Origin of the sequence: Streptomyces echinatus, from assembly GCF_014203595.1 — a bacterium.
Classification (GTDB): domain Bacteria; phylum Actinomycetota; class Actinomycetes; order Streptomycetales; family Streptomycetaceae; genus Streptomyces; species Streptomyces echinatus.
In genome coordinates this window covers 264267-280460 of record NZ_JACHJK010000010.1, presented here as the reverse complement: position 1 = coordinate 280460, position 16194 = coordinate 264267, and the positions used below count along the sequence as shown (strand labels likewise).

9 protein-coding genes are annotated in these 16194 nt (G+C 70.8%); 7 read left to right on the top strand and 2 right to left on the bottom strand.

Annotated features, from left to right (window positions below):
* Window positions 1-115 precede the first annotated feature (115 nt).
* Window positions 116-1606, top strand: a complete 1491-nt coding sequence (hflX, locus tag FHS34_RS27075) for a GTPase HflX (RefSeq protein WP_184970022.1) — start codon at window positions 116-118, stop codon at window positions 1604-1606.
* Between the two features lie 111 nt (window positions 1607-1717).
* Here hflX and FHS34_RS27070 read toward each other — a convergent pair whose 3' ends face one another.
* Window positions 1718-2947, bottom strand: coding sequence for a trypsin-like serine peptidase (locus tag FHS34_RS27070; RefSeq protein ID WP_184970020.1), 1230 nt, complete (start codon window positions 2945-2947; stop codon window positions 1718-1720).
* A 593-nt stretch (window positions 2948-3540) separates the two neighbouring features.
* Here FHS34_RS27070 and FHS34_RS27065 point away from each other — a divergent pair.
* The 4 genes from FHS34_RS27065 (at window position 3541) to FHS34_RS27050 (ending at window position 11084) form a co-directional block, all read left to right on the top strand.
* On the top strand, window positions 3541-5184 hold the full coding sequence (locus tag FHS34_RS27065) for a diaminobutyrate--2-oxoglutarate transaminase family protein (RefSeq protein ID WP_184970134.1): 1644 nt from the start codon (window positions 3541-3543) through the stop codon (window positions 5182-5184).
* A gap of 272 nt (window positions 5185-5456) precedes the next feature.
* A complete protein-coding gene (locus tag FHS34_RS27060) occupies window positions 5457-7826 on the top strand; it encodes an IucA/IucC family protein (RefSeq protein WP_245002409.1) in 2370 nt (789 codons plus the stop codon).
* Window positions 7827-7936: 110 nt separating this feature from the next.
* Window positions 7937-8707 carry a GNAT family N-acetyltransferase gene (locus FHS34_RS27055; protein ID WP_184970018.1) on the top strand — a complete coding sequence of 257 codons (771 nt, stop codon included), beginning with the start codon at window positions 7937-7939 and terminating at the stop codon, window positions 8705-8707.
* 400 nt (window positions 8708-9107) lie between these two features.
* Complete coding sequence (locus FHS34_RS27050) at window positions 9108-11084, top strand: ATP-dependent DNA helicase (protein WP_184970016.1); 1977 nt, start codon at window positions 9108-9110, stop codon at window positions 11082-11084.
* A 143-nt stretch (window positions 11085-11227) separates the two neighbouring features.
* Here the strand turns inward: FHS34_RS27050 and lexA are convergent, their stop codons facing one another.
* Window positions 11228-12007 carry a transcriptional repressor LexA gene (lexA, locus tag FHS34_RS27045; RefSeq protein WP_184970014.1) on the bottom strand — a complete coding sequence of 260 codons (780 nt, stop codon included), beginning with the start codon at window positions 12005-12007 and terminating at the stop codon, window positions 11228-11230.
* Window positions 12008-12571: 564 nt separating this feature from the next.
* Here lexA and nrdR point away from each other — a divergent pair.
* Both nrdR and FHS34_RS27035 read left to right on the top strand, forming a co-directional pair.
* Complete coding sequence (gene nrdR / locus FHS34_RS27040) at window positions 12572-13123, top strand: transcriptional regulator NrdR (protein ID WP_184970012.1); 552 nt, start codon at window positions 12572-12574, stop codon at window positions 13121-13123.
* 166 nt (window positions 13124-13289) lie between these two features.
* A complete protein-coding gene (locus tag FHS34_RS27035) occupies window positions 13290-16184 on the top strand; it encodes a vitamin B12-dependent ribonucleotide reductase (protein WP_184970010.1) in 2895 nt (964 codons plus the stop codon).
* The last annotated feature ends 10 nt before the right edge of the window (window positions 16185-16194 follow it).

Sequence of the window (16194 nt, the reverse complement as noted above, 5' to 3'; positions counted from 1 at the left end):
CGGCGCGGGCACGGGACCCGGGAATCTCCCGGGGTACTCGTGCGTTGACCAAGGCGAGCGGTCCAGATGACCGCCACCGACGCCGTAACGGCACTCTCATCGACGTAAGGATCCAATGACCTCCTCTTCTTCCCCTTCCCAGGACACCAAGCGCCTCGCGCACGCCTACCCCGAGGGTCTTCGGGCCGATGCCCTGATGGAAGAGGACGTCGCCTGGAGCCAGGAGATCGACGGCGATCGGGACGGCGAACAGTTCGACCGCTCCGAGCGCGCCGCCCTGCGCCGCGTCGTAGGCCTCTCCACCGAGCTGGAGGACGTCACCGAGGTCGAGTACCGCCAGCTCCGCCTGGAGCGGGTCGTGCTCGTCGGAGTGTGGACCACCGGCACCGCCCAGGACGCCGACAACTCCCTCGCGGAGCTGGCCGCCCTCGCGGAGACCGCGGGCGCGCTCGTGCTCGACGGCGTCATCCAGCGCCGCGACAAGCCCGACGCTGCCACCTACATCGGCTCCGGCAAGGCGCTGGAGCTGCGGGACATCGTCCTCGAAACGGGCGCGGACACCGTCATCTGCGACGGTGAGCTGAGCCCCGGCCAGCTGATCCAGCTGGAGGACGTGGTCAAGGTCAAGGTCATCGACCGTACGGCCCTGATCCTGGACATCTTCGCCCAGCACGCCAAGTCCCGGGAGGGCAAGGCGCAGGTCGCGCTCGCGCAGATGCAGTACATGCTGCCGAGGCTGCGAGGCTGGGGTCAGTCGCTGTCCCGGCAGATGGGTGGTGGTCGCGGCGGCCTCGCCACGCGTGGCCCCGGTGAGACCAAGATCGAGACGGACCGGCGCCGGATCCGCGAGAAGATGGCGAAGATGCGCCGGGAGATCGCGGACATGAAGACCGGCCGCGAGATCAAGCGCCAGGAACGCCGGCGCAACAAGGTGCCGTCCGTCGCCATCGCGGGCTACACCAACGCCGGTAAGTCCTCCCTGCTCAACCGCCTCACGGGCGCAGGCGTCCTGGTCGAGAACGCCCTGTTCGCGACCCTGGACCCGACCGTCCGACGGGCGGAGACCCCGAGCGGCCGGCTGTACACGCTGGCGGACACCGTCGGCTTCGTCCGGCACCTGCCGCACCACCTGGTCGAGGCGTTCCGCTCCACCATGGAGGAGGTCGGCGACTCCGACCTCATCCTGCACGTGGTGGACGGCTCGCACCCGAACCCGGAGGAGCAGCTCGCCGCCGTACGCGAGGTCATCCGGGACGTCGGCGCCACCAAGGTGCCCGAGATCGTCGTGATCAACAAGGCGGACGCGGCCGACCCGCTGGTCCTCCAGCGGCTGCTCCGGGTCGAGAAGCGCTCGATCGCCGTCTCGGCGCGCACCGGCCGGGGTATCGAGAAGCTGCTCGCCCTGATCGACGACGAGCTGCCCCGCCCCTCGGTCGAGGTCGAGGCGCTCGTGCCCTACACGCACGGCAAGCTGGTCGCCCGCGCCCACACCGAGGGCGAGGTGATCTCCGAGGAGCACACCGCGGAGGGCACCCTGCTCAAGGTCCGGGTGCACGAGGAACTGGCGGCGGACCTGGCGCCCTACGCACCGGTCTCCGCGGCCTGACCCACGGCAGCACGAACGCGGCAGCACGAAGGCCGCGGTGCGAACGCCACAGCAGTAGGGCCGCAGCACGAAGGCCCGCCACCCCAGTCGGGTGGCGGGCCTTCGTCACGCTCACCGTCCGGCGAACTGCTTGCTCACCGAGTCGTACACGCCCTTGGCGACATCACCCAGCCGGGGACCGGCCAGCCAGCCCGCGGTCACCGGGCCGATCGAGGTGTTGGACACCAGCATGGGCTTGCCGTCCGCGCCCGTCTCGACCCAGCCGCCACCGGAGGAGCCACCCGTCATCGTGCAGCCGATCCGGTACATCGTCGGGTCGGACTCCTCGATGGAGAGCCGGCCCGGCTTGTCCTTGCACTGGTACAGCAGCTGACCGTCGTACGGTGCCGCCGCCGGGTAGCCGGACGCGGTGATGTTCTGCACCTTCGGCACGGCCGGCGCGTCGAAGTTCACCGGCAGCGCCCCGCCGACCGTCTCCTCCAGCGACTTGCCATCGCTGCCCTGCTCCGGTGTCACGTGGATGACCGCGAAGTCGTACGAGGCGCCGTCGCCGCCCGTCGAACCGCCCTTGTTGATCCACTGCTGCGAGGTCTTGGCCGCGTCGGCCCACCACACGCCGTACGGCGCGATCTCGGACCGGCTCGCGTTCTCCAGCTCGGCCGACGACTTGCCCTGGTTGTTGTACGACGGCACGAAGGCGAGGTTGCGGTACCAGCCGCCCTTCTTGCCGGCGTGCACACAGTGACCGGCCGTCCAGACGAGGTTGGACTTGCCGGGGTGCGCCGGGTCCTGCACGACGGTCGCCGAGCAGACCATCGTGCCCTCGGGAGAGTCGAAGAGCAGCTTGCCGGAGGTGGCCGCGTTGGTGTGGTACGGCGCCGAGACCGTCTGCGCCTTCACCGGCTGCGGAGTCGGGTCCGTCACGCCCTGGTCACCGGAGATGTCGTTGTCGTCGACGCCCTGGTCCGGGTCGTCGGCGTCGCGCATCCGGTCGGGGTCCCACAGGCCCTTGATGATCGGGTTGATGAAGTCGTTGGCCTCGCGCAGCCACTCTTCCTTGTTCCAGTTCTTCCAGGCGCCGTTCTTCCACTTGTCGATGTCGATCCCGTGCTCCTTGAGCCTCTTCTTGAGGTCCTCCGGGATCGTGATCTTTCCGTCGCCGGTGCCCGCGGCGGTCGCGGTGGCGTTCACATCGCCGTTGGCGTTGTCGTCACCGTCGTCGTTGCAGGCGGTGGCGGTCAGCGCCAGCGCCGAGACGAGCGCGACCGCCGTCAGCGAGGTCGAGGTGCGGCGACCGCCCCTTCCTCGCCGAGCGGTGAACGACGGCCGTATGGATCGCATGTTCTTGACTCCCCTTGCTGTGAAAGGAACTCGGCGCTTCGGCCCTGACACCGGCGGCGAACTCATGGAAGGTTCAAGCCGGTCCCACGACCTTCTGGGAACGGCATCACACACTATGCGGTCGCTGTGGGGGAGTTCTGCCGGGACGGCAACGGTTCCGTCACAGGCTGCCTGAACAGGGCCTCGGCTCCCGACGGGCGTCGGGCGGGTGCCGGGCGGACAACGGGCGCGCATCGAGCGGCCGTTGCAACGGCCGCCGCGAGGGCGTACGGGGCCGCGCGTGGGGACGTCGTCGGGGACGGTGGCGGGGACGGTGGTGGAACCGGGGCCGGGCGCCGGAACCGGTCCTCGGCCTCCCGGTTCCGTCTCCTGACCGGCATGCGGCGGCCGTCGTGCAGCGACCGGACCGGCCGTCGGCAGGACACCGCCGGACGCCACCCGCGCCGCCCGGCCAAGGATTCCAAGACGACCCCGTAACCGCCCGAACCGTCCGGGGTTGTAGCCGGTGGGGACCGCTGCCTGTGTCCGGTCCCGAGGGACAACTCGCCGTCGAGCAGCGGGAGGGACAGCGCGCCGTGGCCGTTACGGAGTCGATGGCCGGAGGCACGCCCGGGCAAACGCCGGCCGTGCACGAGGGCATCCTGAAGCGCCAGTCGGCGCGTGAGTCGTCGGCGCGCACCTACGCCCGCGCGCTGCCCATCGTGCCGGTGCGGGCACGAGGGCTCACCATCGAGGGCGCCGACGGCCGCCGGTACCTGGACTGCCTCTCGGGCGCCGGCACCCTCGCCCTCGGCCACAACCACCCGGTCGTGCTGGAGGCCATCCGCTCGGTCCTCGACTCCGGCGCCCCCCTGTCCGTCCTCGACCTCGCGACACCCGTCAAGGACGCCTTCATCACCGAGTTGTTCCACACCCTCCCGCCCGGCCTCGCCGACCGCGCCCGCGTCCAGTTCTGCGGACCGGCCGGCACCGACGCCGTCGAGGCCGCCCTCAAGCTGGTCCGGGCCGCGACCGGCCGCACCGGCATCCTCGCCTTCACCGGTGCCTATCACGGCATGACCGCCGGTGCCCTCGCCGCCTCCGGCGGTGCCCGCGACGTCCAGGTGACCCGCCTGCCCTACCCGCAGGACTACCGCTGCCCCTTCGGCGTCGGCGGCCCGCCCGGCGCCGAGCTCTCGGCCCGCTGGACCGAGTCCCTCCTCGACGACCCCAAGTCCGGCGTACCGCTGCCGGCCGGCATGATCGTCGAACCCGTCCAGGGCGAAGGCGGAGTGATCCCCGCGCCGGACGACTGGCTGCGCCGCATGCGCCGGCTCACCGCGGACCGTTCCGTCCCGCTGATCGCCGACGAGGTCCAGACCGGGGTCGGCCGCACCGGCGCGTTCTGGGCCGTCGACCACAGTGGCGTCACCCCCGACGTCATGGTCCTGTCCAAGGCCATCGGCGGTAGCCTCCCGCTCGCCGTGATCGTGTACCGCGACGACCTCGACACCTGGCAACCCGGTGCCCACGCCGGCACCTTCCGCGGAAACCAGCTCGCCATGGCCGCGGGCACCGCCACCCTCGGATTCGTCCGCGAGAACGCCCTCGCCGAACGAGCCGCCGCCCTCGGCTCCCGCATGCTGTCCCAACTCAGGGAACTCAGCGCCGCGTACGCCTGTGTGGGAGACGTACGAGGACGCGGGCTGATGATCGGTATCGAACTGGTGAACCCGGAAGCCGACCCCGCCCCCTCCGGCGAGAGCCCCCGCGCCGACGCCGCCGATGCCCCCGGCGCCACTGCCACCACCAGCGGCTTCGGCGTTTCCGGCGACCGGGGCGTCTCCGGTGGCGTTGCCGACCCCGGCGGCTTCGGCGCTTTCGCTGATCTCGGCTTCTCCGGTGGTGTCGGCGTCTCCGGTGGCGTCGTTGGTCCTGGAGGTCCTGGAGGTCCCGGCGGTCCGGCCGGTCCCGGCGCCGCGCCGTCCTGGCCGGGACCCGGTCGGACTCCGCACCCGGCCGCGCCCGGACTCGCCACCGCGGTGCAGCGCGAGTGCCTCCAGCGCGGTCTGATCGTCGAACTCGGCGGCCGTCACGCGTCCGTGGTCCGGCTGCTTCCGCCCCTGACGATCAGCGACGAACAGGCGACGGCGGTACTCGACCGCCTGGCCGACGCCGTCGCGGCGGTGGCTCGCCACCACAAACCCCACGAGCCACGCCAGCAACGACACCCCGGCCCTGCCCAGCACACCGGCTGAACCCCACGCACGCGCCACCGACGCCCAGGCTCCGGCAAGCGCCTCACGACCCGCCACCCCCCGTCCCCTCCGCATTCCGCCCCTTGGCATCCACGCCGGAATCGATCCCCGGCGACAACCTCACAGCCATCTCGTACACGCCCCGCTCTGCCGTCCCACCCGCCCCACCCAGCCGCTCCGCCGCCCGGCAACCGCGCCTAACCGGCGAGGGCCACCGGGCGGACGACGGAAACGAGTCCGCCCCACCTCACCCCAGCCCCAGAGGAGCCGTCATGAATGCCACCCCATCCCCCGACGGCCGCTCCGACGCCTCCGACGACCAGGGAGACTCCGACATCCCCCCGTGCGCCGTACCGCTCCCCGACTCGGTCCCCCAGCAGAAGAAGCGGGAGGTGGGTGCCACCCGACGGGCCGCTCCCGGTGCCGACCCGCTGGAGGACACCGACCCCCGTGCCGCGGCCCAGGCCGCAGCCGTCGAGAACCTCCTGCGGTGCTGGGTCCGGGAGACCGGCCTCACCGCTCCCACGGCCGCGAACCTCCGCGTCCCGCTGCCCGCCAGCGGCACCGCGCTGATCGCACCCGTCCGGTACTGGTCCCCGACGGGCTGGCACCGCTTCGGTCCGCCGCGTCTCGCCTACGCTCCCGACACCGCGCCCCCCGTCGACGCCGTCACCCTCGCGGCCCTGCTCAGCAGGGAATCAGCCGACGCGCCGTCCGTCACCCCGCGGATTCCGACCAGCACCCCGCCCGACCCCACCGACGGCACGGCCCCTGACTGCGCCGAGAGCACGGCCCTTGACTGTGCCGAGGGCACGGCCCCTGGCTGTGCTGACGGCGCGGTTTCCGACCCCGCCGAGGGCACGGTCCCTGGCTGTGCTGACGGCGCGGTTTCCGACCCCGCCGAGGGCACGGTCCCTGACTGCGCTGACGGCGCGGCTCCCGACCGCACCGAGGGCACGGTCCCTGACTGCGCTGACGGCGCGGCTCCCGACCGCACCGAGGATGCGGCCCCTGACTGTGCCTACGGCGCGACTCCCGACCCCGCCCAGTACGCGGCCCCTGGTCTCGCCGACGGCGACGCCCCCGGCACCACCCCCGGTTTCGCAGGGGGCAGCATCCCCCGCCAGGGTGGCGGCACCAGCCCTGCCTCCACCGACTCCGGTGTCTTCCGAGACCCCGGCGATCTCGTCGCCAGGGTGGCCGACTCCGTCCGCCGCACCGCGGACTTCATCCGGCACCGGCGCGAACACCCTGCCGACACCGCCGACCTCTTTCTCAGTGCCGAACAGGCCCTCCTCCTCGGGCACCCGCTGCATCCGGCGCCGAAGAGCCGGGAGGGCATGACCGACGCCGAAGGCGGCCGCTACTCACCGGAGTCGCGTGGCTCCTTCCCCCTGCACTGGCTCGCCGTCGCCCCCTCTCTCCTCGCGGCCGACTCGGCCTGGACCGAGCGCGGCCGTCCCGTTCCCGCCGAGCAGCTCATCCGACGGGTCGCCGGAGCGGACCTGCCGCTGCCCGACGGCTACACCGCCCTTCCGCTGCACCCCTGGCAGGCCCGCGAGGTCCGGCACCGGGCGTCCGTCGCCGCACTGCTCGACTCCGGGCTCCTCCACGACCTCGGCCCCCTCGGCACTCCCTGGCATCCCACCTCCTCCGTACGAACCGTCCACCGCTCCGGTGCTCCCGCGATGCTCAAGCTGTCGCTGGCCCTGCCGATCACCAACTCCCGCCGCGAGAACCTGCGCAAGGAACTCCACCGGGGAGTCGAGGTGCACCGGCTGCTGCGCACCGGTCTCGCCGAGCAGTGGCAGTCCGCTCATCCCGGCTTCGGCATCGTCCGCGACCCGGCCTGGCTCGCCGTCGACGGCCCGGACGGCCTCCCCGTGCCGGGCCTCGACGTGATGATCCGGCACAACCCGTTCAGCCCGGCCGACGACGTCGGCTGTGTCGCCGGACTCGTCTCGCCCCGCCCACTCGCCGTACCGCCGGCCGACGCCACGCCCCGGCAGAGCGTCTGGCCGGCGCGGTCCCGCCTGGCCCTGCTCCTGGCCCGCCTGGCCGGCCGCACCGGCCGGCCCGTCGGTGCCGTCGCGGCGGAGTGGTTCCTGCGCTACCTGGAGCATGTCGTCCGCCCCGTTCTCTGGTTGGACAGCGAGGCCGGCATCGCCCTGGAAGCCCACCAGCAGAACACCCTGCTCCTCCTGGACGGTGACGGCTGGCCCGCCGGCGGCCGCTACCGGGACAACCAGGGCTACTACTTCCGCGAGTCGCGTCGGGCCGAACTGAGTGCCCGGCTGCCCGGAATCGGCGAGCGCAGCGACACCTTCGTCTCGGACGAGGTCACCGACGAACGCTTCGCCTACTACCTCGCCGTCAACAACGTGTTCGGCCTGATCGGTGCCTTCGGCTCCCAGCGCCTCGCCGACGAGCGACTGCTCCTCGCGGCCTTCCGCCGCTTCCTGACCGCCCTGGCGTCAGGACCCGCTCCCCTGCGCGCCGCCCTGCCCGGCCACCTGCTCGACTCACCCGTGCTGCGCTGCAAGGCCAACCTGCTGACCCGGTTGCACGGCCTGGACGAACTCGTCGGCCCGGTCGACACCCAGTCCGTCTACGTCACCATCGCCAACCCCCTTCACTCCTGAACGGCCCACCTCCGCGCCCCACCTGTGCGGACCGCGCCCTCCGCGAGCCGCACCGCCTTCCCGCACATCCGAGGAACATGACCCACCTCGTTTCCTGAGAGGAGCGCACCGTGCCTCCCACCGACGCGACCGCCGGAACCGGCCCCGCGCCCACCCACCCGGACAGCACCGGCCCCCGACCGGCCACCGGAGATCCCCGGACCTCTCCGTTCGGCCGCTTCCCCGTCGAGGACGACGACCCGGACAGCGACGACACGCTGGACCTGCAACTGCCGGCCGAGTACGTCGCCCTGGGCGCCGGGACGACGGCCGGTCTCCTCGGCCGACTCGCCACGTGGGGCCCGGTCACGACGCCCGCCGGCGCCTTTCGACTGGTGCCCGTACGCATCGATCAGGATCTGCCGCTCGTCCACCGCTGGATGAACGACCCCGCCGTCGCGGCCTTCTGGAAACTGGCCGGGACCCCGGACCGGACGGAGCGCCATCTGCGGGCCCGTATGCACAGCGACGGTCGCTGTGCACCGTGCCTCGGTGTGCTCGACGGCACTCCGATGAGCTATTGGGAGATCTACCGCGCAGATCTGGACCTCCTCGCCCGCCGCTACCCGGCCCGGCCGCACGACACCGGGATCCATCTCCTCGTGGGTGAGGCCGCCGACCGGAGCCGTGGGCTGGGATCCGCCCTGATCCGAGCCGTGGCCGACCTGATCCTCGACCGGCGTCCGGCCTGCGCACGTGTGGTGGCAGAACCCGACCTTCGTAACACCCCCTCCGTCGCCGCTTTCCTGAGCGCCGGCTTCCGGTTCGCGGACGAGATCGACCTGCCCGGCAAACGGGCCGCCCTCATGATCCGGGACCGAGTCCTGCGCGATGTGCTGTAGCGTCAGGTGATCGGACGCTCACAATGAGATACGAACGGCGGCGCCGCGGTGTTCCCGCGACGGAGAGAATTTCTCGGCCGGTGACTCGCACCGACCGGACACACAGTCCTCCGCGGCCACCGGGCCGAGGTCTCCCACCGGGCCGCAGGTCTCCCGCGGCCACCGAACGCAGATGTCCTGGGCCAGCCCCCGAGCCCCTCCGCCTCCGAGCTCCTGAGCCGCCTCGCCCCGAGCTCCCTAGCCCGCGAGCCTGTCCGCGCCCACCACCGGCCGAGCCCACCACCGGCTGAGCGCCCCACCAGCCGAGCCCACGACCCTCAGGAGCCCCGGTCTTGATCCCGCCGCCCGCCTCCGGCGTGACCCCCCGTTTGTCAGTGCAGGGCCGTAGGGTGGTCAGGCTATGACGAAGCCCTCCCTCTCCGAGCTCCTGCATGCCGCCGTCTCCGCCGTCGGCGGTGCGGAGCGCCCCGGCCAGGTCACCATGGCCGAATCCGTCGCCGAGGCGATCGACGACGGATCCCACCTGCTGATCCAGGCCGGCACCGGTACCGGTAAGTCGCTGGGCTATCTCGTGCCCGCGCTCGCGCACGGAGAAAGGGTGGTCGTCGCGACGGCCACGCTCGCCCTGCAGCGTCAGCTCGTGGAGCGCGACCTGCCGCGCACGGTCGACGCCCTGCACCCGCTGCTGCGTCGCCGTCCGGAGTTCGCGATGCTCAAGGGCCGGTCGAACTATCTGTGCCTGCACCGCCTGCACGAAGGCATGCCGCAGGACGAGGAGGACGGGCTCTTCGACCAGTTCGAGGCCGCCGCACCCACCAGCAAGCTGGGCCAGGACCTGCTGAGGCTGCGCGACTGGGCGGACGAGACCGAGAGCGGCGACCGGGACGATCTCACCCCGGGTGTCTCGGACCGCGCCTGGGCCCAGGTGTCCGTGTCGTCGAGGGAGTGCCTGGGCGCGTCGAAGTGTGCGTACGGAGCCGAGTGCTTCGCGGAGATGGCCCGTGAGCGGGCCAAGCTCGCGGAGGTGGTGGTCACGAACCACGCCCTGCTGGCCATCGACGCCATCGAGGGCGCCCCCGTGCTGCCGCAGCACGAGGTGCTGATCGTGGACGAGGCGCACGAACTCGTCGGCCGGGTCACCGGCGTCGCCACCGGCGAGCTCACGCCCGGTCAGGTCAACCGCGCCGTGCGCCGTGCCGCCAAGCTCGTCAACGAGAAGGCCGCCGACCAGCTCCAGACCGCCGCCGAGGGCTTTGAGCGGCTCATGGAACTCGCTCTGCCGGGCCGCCTGGAGGAGATCCCGGAGGACCTCGGCTACGCCCTGATGGCGCTGCGGGACGCCGCCCGCACGGTGATCTCCGCGATCGGGACGACGCGCGACAAGTCGGTGCAGGACGAGGACGCGGTCCGCAAGCAGGCACTCGCCTCGGTGGAGACGGTGCACGACGTGGCGGAGCGGGTACTGAACGGCTCGGAATGGGACGTCGTCTGGTACGAGCGGCACGACCGTTTCGGCGCGTCCCTCCGGGTCGCCCCCATGTCGGTCTCCGGCCTGCTCAGAGAGAAGCTCTTCGCCGACCGGTCCGTCGTCCTCACCTCGGCCACGCTCAAGCTGGGCGGCGATTTCAACGGCGTCGGCGCCTCCCTGGGACTCGGCCCGGAAGGCACGGAGGGCGACGACCTGCCGCACTGGAAGGGCGTCGATGTCGGCTCGCCGTTCGACTACCGCAAGCAGGGCATCCTGTACGTCGCCAAGCATCTGGCGCGTCCCGCGCGCGACGGTGAGCGGGCCGACATGCTGGACGAGCTGACCGAGCTGATCCAGGCGGCCGGCGGGCGCACGCTCGGTCTCTTCTCGTCCATGCGGGCCGCACAGCTCGCCGCGGAGGAGCTGCGCTCCCGGATCCCCGAGTTCCCGATCCTGCTCCAGGGCGAGGAGACGCTCGGCGAACTGATCAAGAACTTCGCGGCCGACCCGAAGACGTGTCTCTTCGGCACGTTGTCGCTGTGGCAGGGCGTGGACGTCCCGGGCCCCAGTTGTCAGCTGGTCGTCATGGACAAGATCCCGTTCCCGCGTCCCGACGATCCGTTGATGAGCGCGCGCCAGAAGGCGGTGGAGGACGCCGGCGGCAACGGCTTCATGGCGGTGGCCGCGACCCATGCGGCCCTCCTGATGGCGCAGGGCGCCGGCCGGCTCGTCCGGGCGTCCGGTGACCGGGGTGTGGTCGCCGTACTGGACCAGCGGCTGGCCACAGCGCGCTACGGCGGTTACCTCAAGGCGTCGCTTCCGGACTTCTGGTTCACCACGGACCGTAACCAGGTGCGCAAGTCGCTCGCAGCGATCGACGCGGTGGCGCAGCAGGCGGAGGCCAAGTGAGTCCGAAGGCCTGACCGGCGCGGGTCAGGCCCCCAGGAGTGCCGCCCCTGCGGCCACGCCGACATGTGCAGGGCCCCGGAACCGGCGCAGGGGTTCCGGGGCCCGGTCAGGGAGCGAGTCCGCCGACTCGCCCGCGGCAGCGGTCACACGCGCCGCAGCACCGCGACGACCTTGCCGAGGATGGTCGCGTCGTCGCCGGGGATCGGCTCGTAGGCCGCGTTGTGGGGGAGGAGCCACACATGGCCGTCCTCGCGCTTGAAGCGCTTGACGGTGGCTTCGCCGTCGAGCATGGCGGCCACGATGTCGCCGTTCTCGGCAACCGGCTGCCGACGCACGGTGACCCAGTCGCCGTCGCAGATCGCGGCCTCGATCATGGAGTCGCCCACGACCTTCAGGACGAACAGTTCGCCGTCACCGACGAGCTGGCGGGGGAGAGGGAACACGTCCTCGACGGACTCCTCCGCGAGGATCGGGCCACCGGCGGCGATGCGGCCGACCAGCGGAACGTACGACGCGGCGGGCTTGCCGGCGGTGTCCGTGGGCTGCACGGTGACGGCCTGGTCCGATCCGCGCACCTCGTAGGCACGCGGGCGATGCGGGTCGCGGCGCAGGAAGCCCTTGCGCTCCAGTGCCATCAGCTGGTGGGCGACGGACGACGTGCTGGACAGGCCGACGGCCTGGCCGATCTCTCGCATCGACGGCGGATAACCGCGTCGCTGCACGGAGTCCCTGATGACTTCGATCACCCGCCGCTGCCGGTCGGTGAGTCCGGAGCTGTCCGCCCGGATGCCTGGAGGTCGGCCCGGCAGGGAGCGCTTGTGTCCCTCGGGATTCGTGGCTTCGGTCATCGCGTGTACCGGCTCGACTCGGCCCTGGGAGCGGTCCTGGGCGGTAATGGTGGCGCTGTCTGCGGTGGTGGTCACGGCGGCCCCTCTCGATGGTCTCCCTGCTGCACAACGGTAGTTGCTTTCGAAAGGTTGCGCCAAACACACGTTCGAGTGAAAAAGTGCGTTTCACCTGACGCGATCATGTGTCTGGGTGTATGGCCTCACGTGACACCTGGCGGACAAAAGCGCCCATTGTTGTACTCTTCAGCGCCGGGGTTGCCCGCCTCGTGAGCTGCGTCCCCAGTCTGCCATCCGGAATCCCTCGGTCCGGGATTCGGGGCCCTTTCTGTGCGGCAGTGCCACGCGTCCTCCGTGTGGCGCCCACGGTATCCCCCCAAGTGCCGCTGCGGTGCGGCTCGGCGCCCGCGTGTCCGCGCTGGTCGCCGCGGGTACCCGCAGCCGTGTTCGGCCGCGACACGCGTATCTGCCTCGGTGTATGAGCCAATCCCCACATGTAGTGGTTGGATGGCTACAGCAGCCCACAAGTTGTGGTCCCCCCGGTCGGAGTCGGCTCTCCGATCGCCTATGCTTAGGGCTGCTTCGCGAGGCCCATGGGTCCGGCGAGGCTGACGAGTCTGCTGTGAGGAGGGTTGGAGAAACATGCACTGCCCCTTCTGCAGGCACCCCGACAGCCGCGTGGTCGACAGTCGTACGACCGACGACGGCACGTCCATCCGCAGGCGCCGCCAGTGCCCTGACTGCTCCCGTCGTTTCACGACCGTGGAGACGTGCTCGCTCATGGTGGTGAAGCGGTCCGGAGTCACCGAGCCGTTCAGCCGCACCAAGGTCATCAACGGCGTGCGCAAGGCGTGCCAGGGACGGCCTGTCACGGAGGACGCACTCGCCCAGCTCGGCCAGCGGGTCGAGGAAGCGGTGCGCGCCACCGGAAGCGCCGAGCTGACCACCCATGACGTGGGTCTGGCCATACTCGGCCCGTTGCAGGAGCTCGACCTCGTCGCCTTTCTGCGGTTCGCCTCCGTCTACCGGGCGTTCGACTCGCTCGAGGATTTCGAGGCGGCCATCGCGGAGCTGAGAGAGACGACGCGTGACCCCGCCGCGGACGAGAAGGACGCGGGAGCGGGGAGCCGGCAAGACGATCGCGGGCCCGGCGGGACCACTCAGGTCCCCGTGCCCGCCCACGCCGCCGACTGACCGGCGGGCTGGGAACCGGGAGGAGACCCGGGTTCCGGCCGGAGGGCGGCGAACCAGGACCTGTTGCGGGCGGCGGCTGAGGGTTGCCCGCAGCGCATGACAGAAACACGTGCCCATGGAAACAAATGGGCACTTCAGGGCGTTTTTGCCCGTACAGGGAGGCGGCATGACAGAGACGGCGAGCGGTCCGGCACGAGGTTCCCGAGCCAAGGGCGCCAAGGCCACCAAGGGGCTGCGTATCGAGCGCATCCACACCACTCCCGGCGTGCACCCGTACGACGAGGTGACGTGGGAGCGCCGTGACGTCGTCATGACCAACTGGCGCGACGGCTCGGTCAACTTCGAGCAGCGTGGCGTCGAGTTCCCCGACTTCTGGTCGGTGAACGCGGTCAACATCGTCACCAGCAAGTACTTCCGGGGCGCCGTCGGCACCCCGCAGCGCGAGGTCAGCCTCAAGCAGCTGATCGACCGCATCGTGAAGACGTACCGCAAGGCCGGTGAGGACTACAAGTACTTCGCCTCGCCCGCCGACGCCGAGATCTTCGAGCACGAGCTGGCGTACGCCCTCCTGCATCAGATCTTCAGCTTCAACAGCCCCGTCTGGTTCAACGTCGGCACCCCGCAGCCCCAGCAGGTCTCCGCCTGCTTCATCCTGGCCGTCGACGACTCCATGGAGTCGATCCTCGACTGGTACAAGGAAGAGGGCATGATCTTCAAGGGCGGCTCCGGCGCCGGCCTGAACCTCTCCCGCATCCGCTCCTCCAAGGAGCTGCTCTCCTCCGGCGGCAACGCCTCCGGCCCGGTCTCCTTCATGCGTGGCGCCGACGCCTCCGCCGGCACCATCAAGTCCGGTGGTGCCACCCGCCGCGCCGCCAAGATGGTCGTGCTCGACGTCGACCACCCCGACATCGAGGACTTCATCCAGACGAAGGTCAGCGAGGAGGAGAAGATCCGCGTCCTGCGCGACGCGGGCTTCGACATGGACCTGGGCGGCGACGACATCACGTCCGTCCAGTACCAGAACGCCAACAACTCGGTCCGCGTGAACGACGAGTTCATGACGGCGGTCCAGGACGGCGGCCAGTTCGGCCTGCGCGCCCGCATGACCGGTGAGGTCATCGAGGAGGTCGACGCCAAGGCGCTCTTCCGCAAGATCGCCGAGGCCGCGTGGGCCTGCGCCGACCCGGGCATCCAGTACGACGACACCATCAACAACTGGCACACCTGCCCCGAGTCCGGCCGGATCACCGCGTCGAACCCGTGCAGCGAGTACATGCACCTGGACAACACGTCCTGCAACCTTGCCTCGCTGAACCTGATGAAGTTCCTGAAGGACGACGGCAAGGGCAACCAGTCCTTCGAGACCGAGCGCTTCCAGAAGGTCGTCGAGCTGGTCATCACCGCGATGGACATCTCGATCTGCTTCGCGGACTTCCCGACCCAGAAGATCGGCGAGAACACGCGCGCGTTCCGCCAGCTCGGCATCGGCTACGCCAACCTCGGCGCCCTGCTGATGGCCACGGGTCACGCCTACGACTCCGAGGGCGGCCGCGCCCTGGCCGGTGCCATCACCTCCCTGATGACGGGCACGGCCTACCGCCGCTCCGCCGAGCTGGCCGCCGTCGTCGGCACCTACGACGGCTACGCGCGCAACGCAGACGCCCACAACCGCGTCATGAAGCAGCACTCCGACGCCAACGGCACGGCCGTCCGCATGGACGACCTGGACACCCCGGTGTGGGCCGCCGCCACGGAGGCCTGGCAGGACGTCCTGCGTCTCGGTGAGAAGAACGGTTTCCGTAACTCCCAGGCGTCCGTCCTCGCGCCGACCGGCACCATCGGCCTCGCGATGTCCTGCGACACCACCGGTGTCGAGCCCGACCTGGCGCTGGTGAAGTTCAAGAAGCTGGTCGGCGGCGGCTCGATGCAGATCGTCAACGGCACCGTCCCGCAGGCCCTGCGCCGCCTGGGCTACCAGGAGGAGCAGATCGAGGCGATCGTCGCCCACATCGCCGAGCACGGCAATGTGATCGACGCCCCGGGTCTCAAGCACGAGCACTACGAGGTGTTCGACTGCGCCATGGGCGACCGTGCCATCTCCCCGATGGGCCACGTCCGCATGATGGCCGCCATCCAGCCGTGGATCTCCGGCGCCATCTCCAAGACGGTCAACATGCCGGAGACGGCGACCGTCGAGGAGGTCGAGGAGATCTACTTCGAGGCCTGGAAGCTCGGCGTCAAGGCGCTCGCGATCTACCGCGACAACTGCAAGGTCGGCCAGCCGCTCTCCGCGAAGACCAAGGAGAAGGAGAAGGCCGAGGTCACCGAGAAGGCCGAGGCGACCATCCGCGAGACGGTCGAGAAGGTCATCGAGTACCGCCCGGTCCGCAAGCGCCTCCCGAAGGGCCGTCCCGGCATCACCACCTCCTTCACGGTCGGCGGTGCCGAGGGCTACATGACCGCCAACTCCTACCCGGACGACGGTCTCGGCGAGGTCTTCCTGAAGATGTCGAAGCAGGGTTCCACCCTCGCGGGCATGATGGACGCCTTCTCCATCGCCGTCTCGGTCGGTCTGCAGTACGGCGTTCCGCTGGAGACGTACGTCTCGAAGTTCACCAACATGCGCTTCGAGCCGGCCGGCATGACGGACGACCCGGACGTGCGGATGGCGCAGTCGATCGTCGACTACATCTTCCGCCGCCTGGCGCTGGACTTCCTGCCCTTCGAGACCCGCTCCGCGCTCGGCATCCACTCCGCCGAGGAGCGCCAGCGCCACCTGGAGACCGGTTCCTACGAGCCGGCCGACGACGAGGTCGACGTCGAGGGCCTGGCCCAGTCGGCGCCGCGCGCCCAGGAGCTGAAGGCCGTGGCCACGCCGAAGTCCGACGCCGGCGCGACCAAGCCCGCTCCGCAGCAGGCCCACACCAACGCGGAACTGGTGGAGATGCAGCTGGGCATCCAGGCCGACGCCCCGCTGTGCTTCTCCTGCGGCACCAAGATGCAGCGGGCCGGTTCCTGCTACATCTGCGAGGGCTGCGGCTCGACCAGCGGCTGCAGCTGATGACACGCCG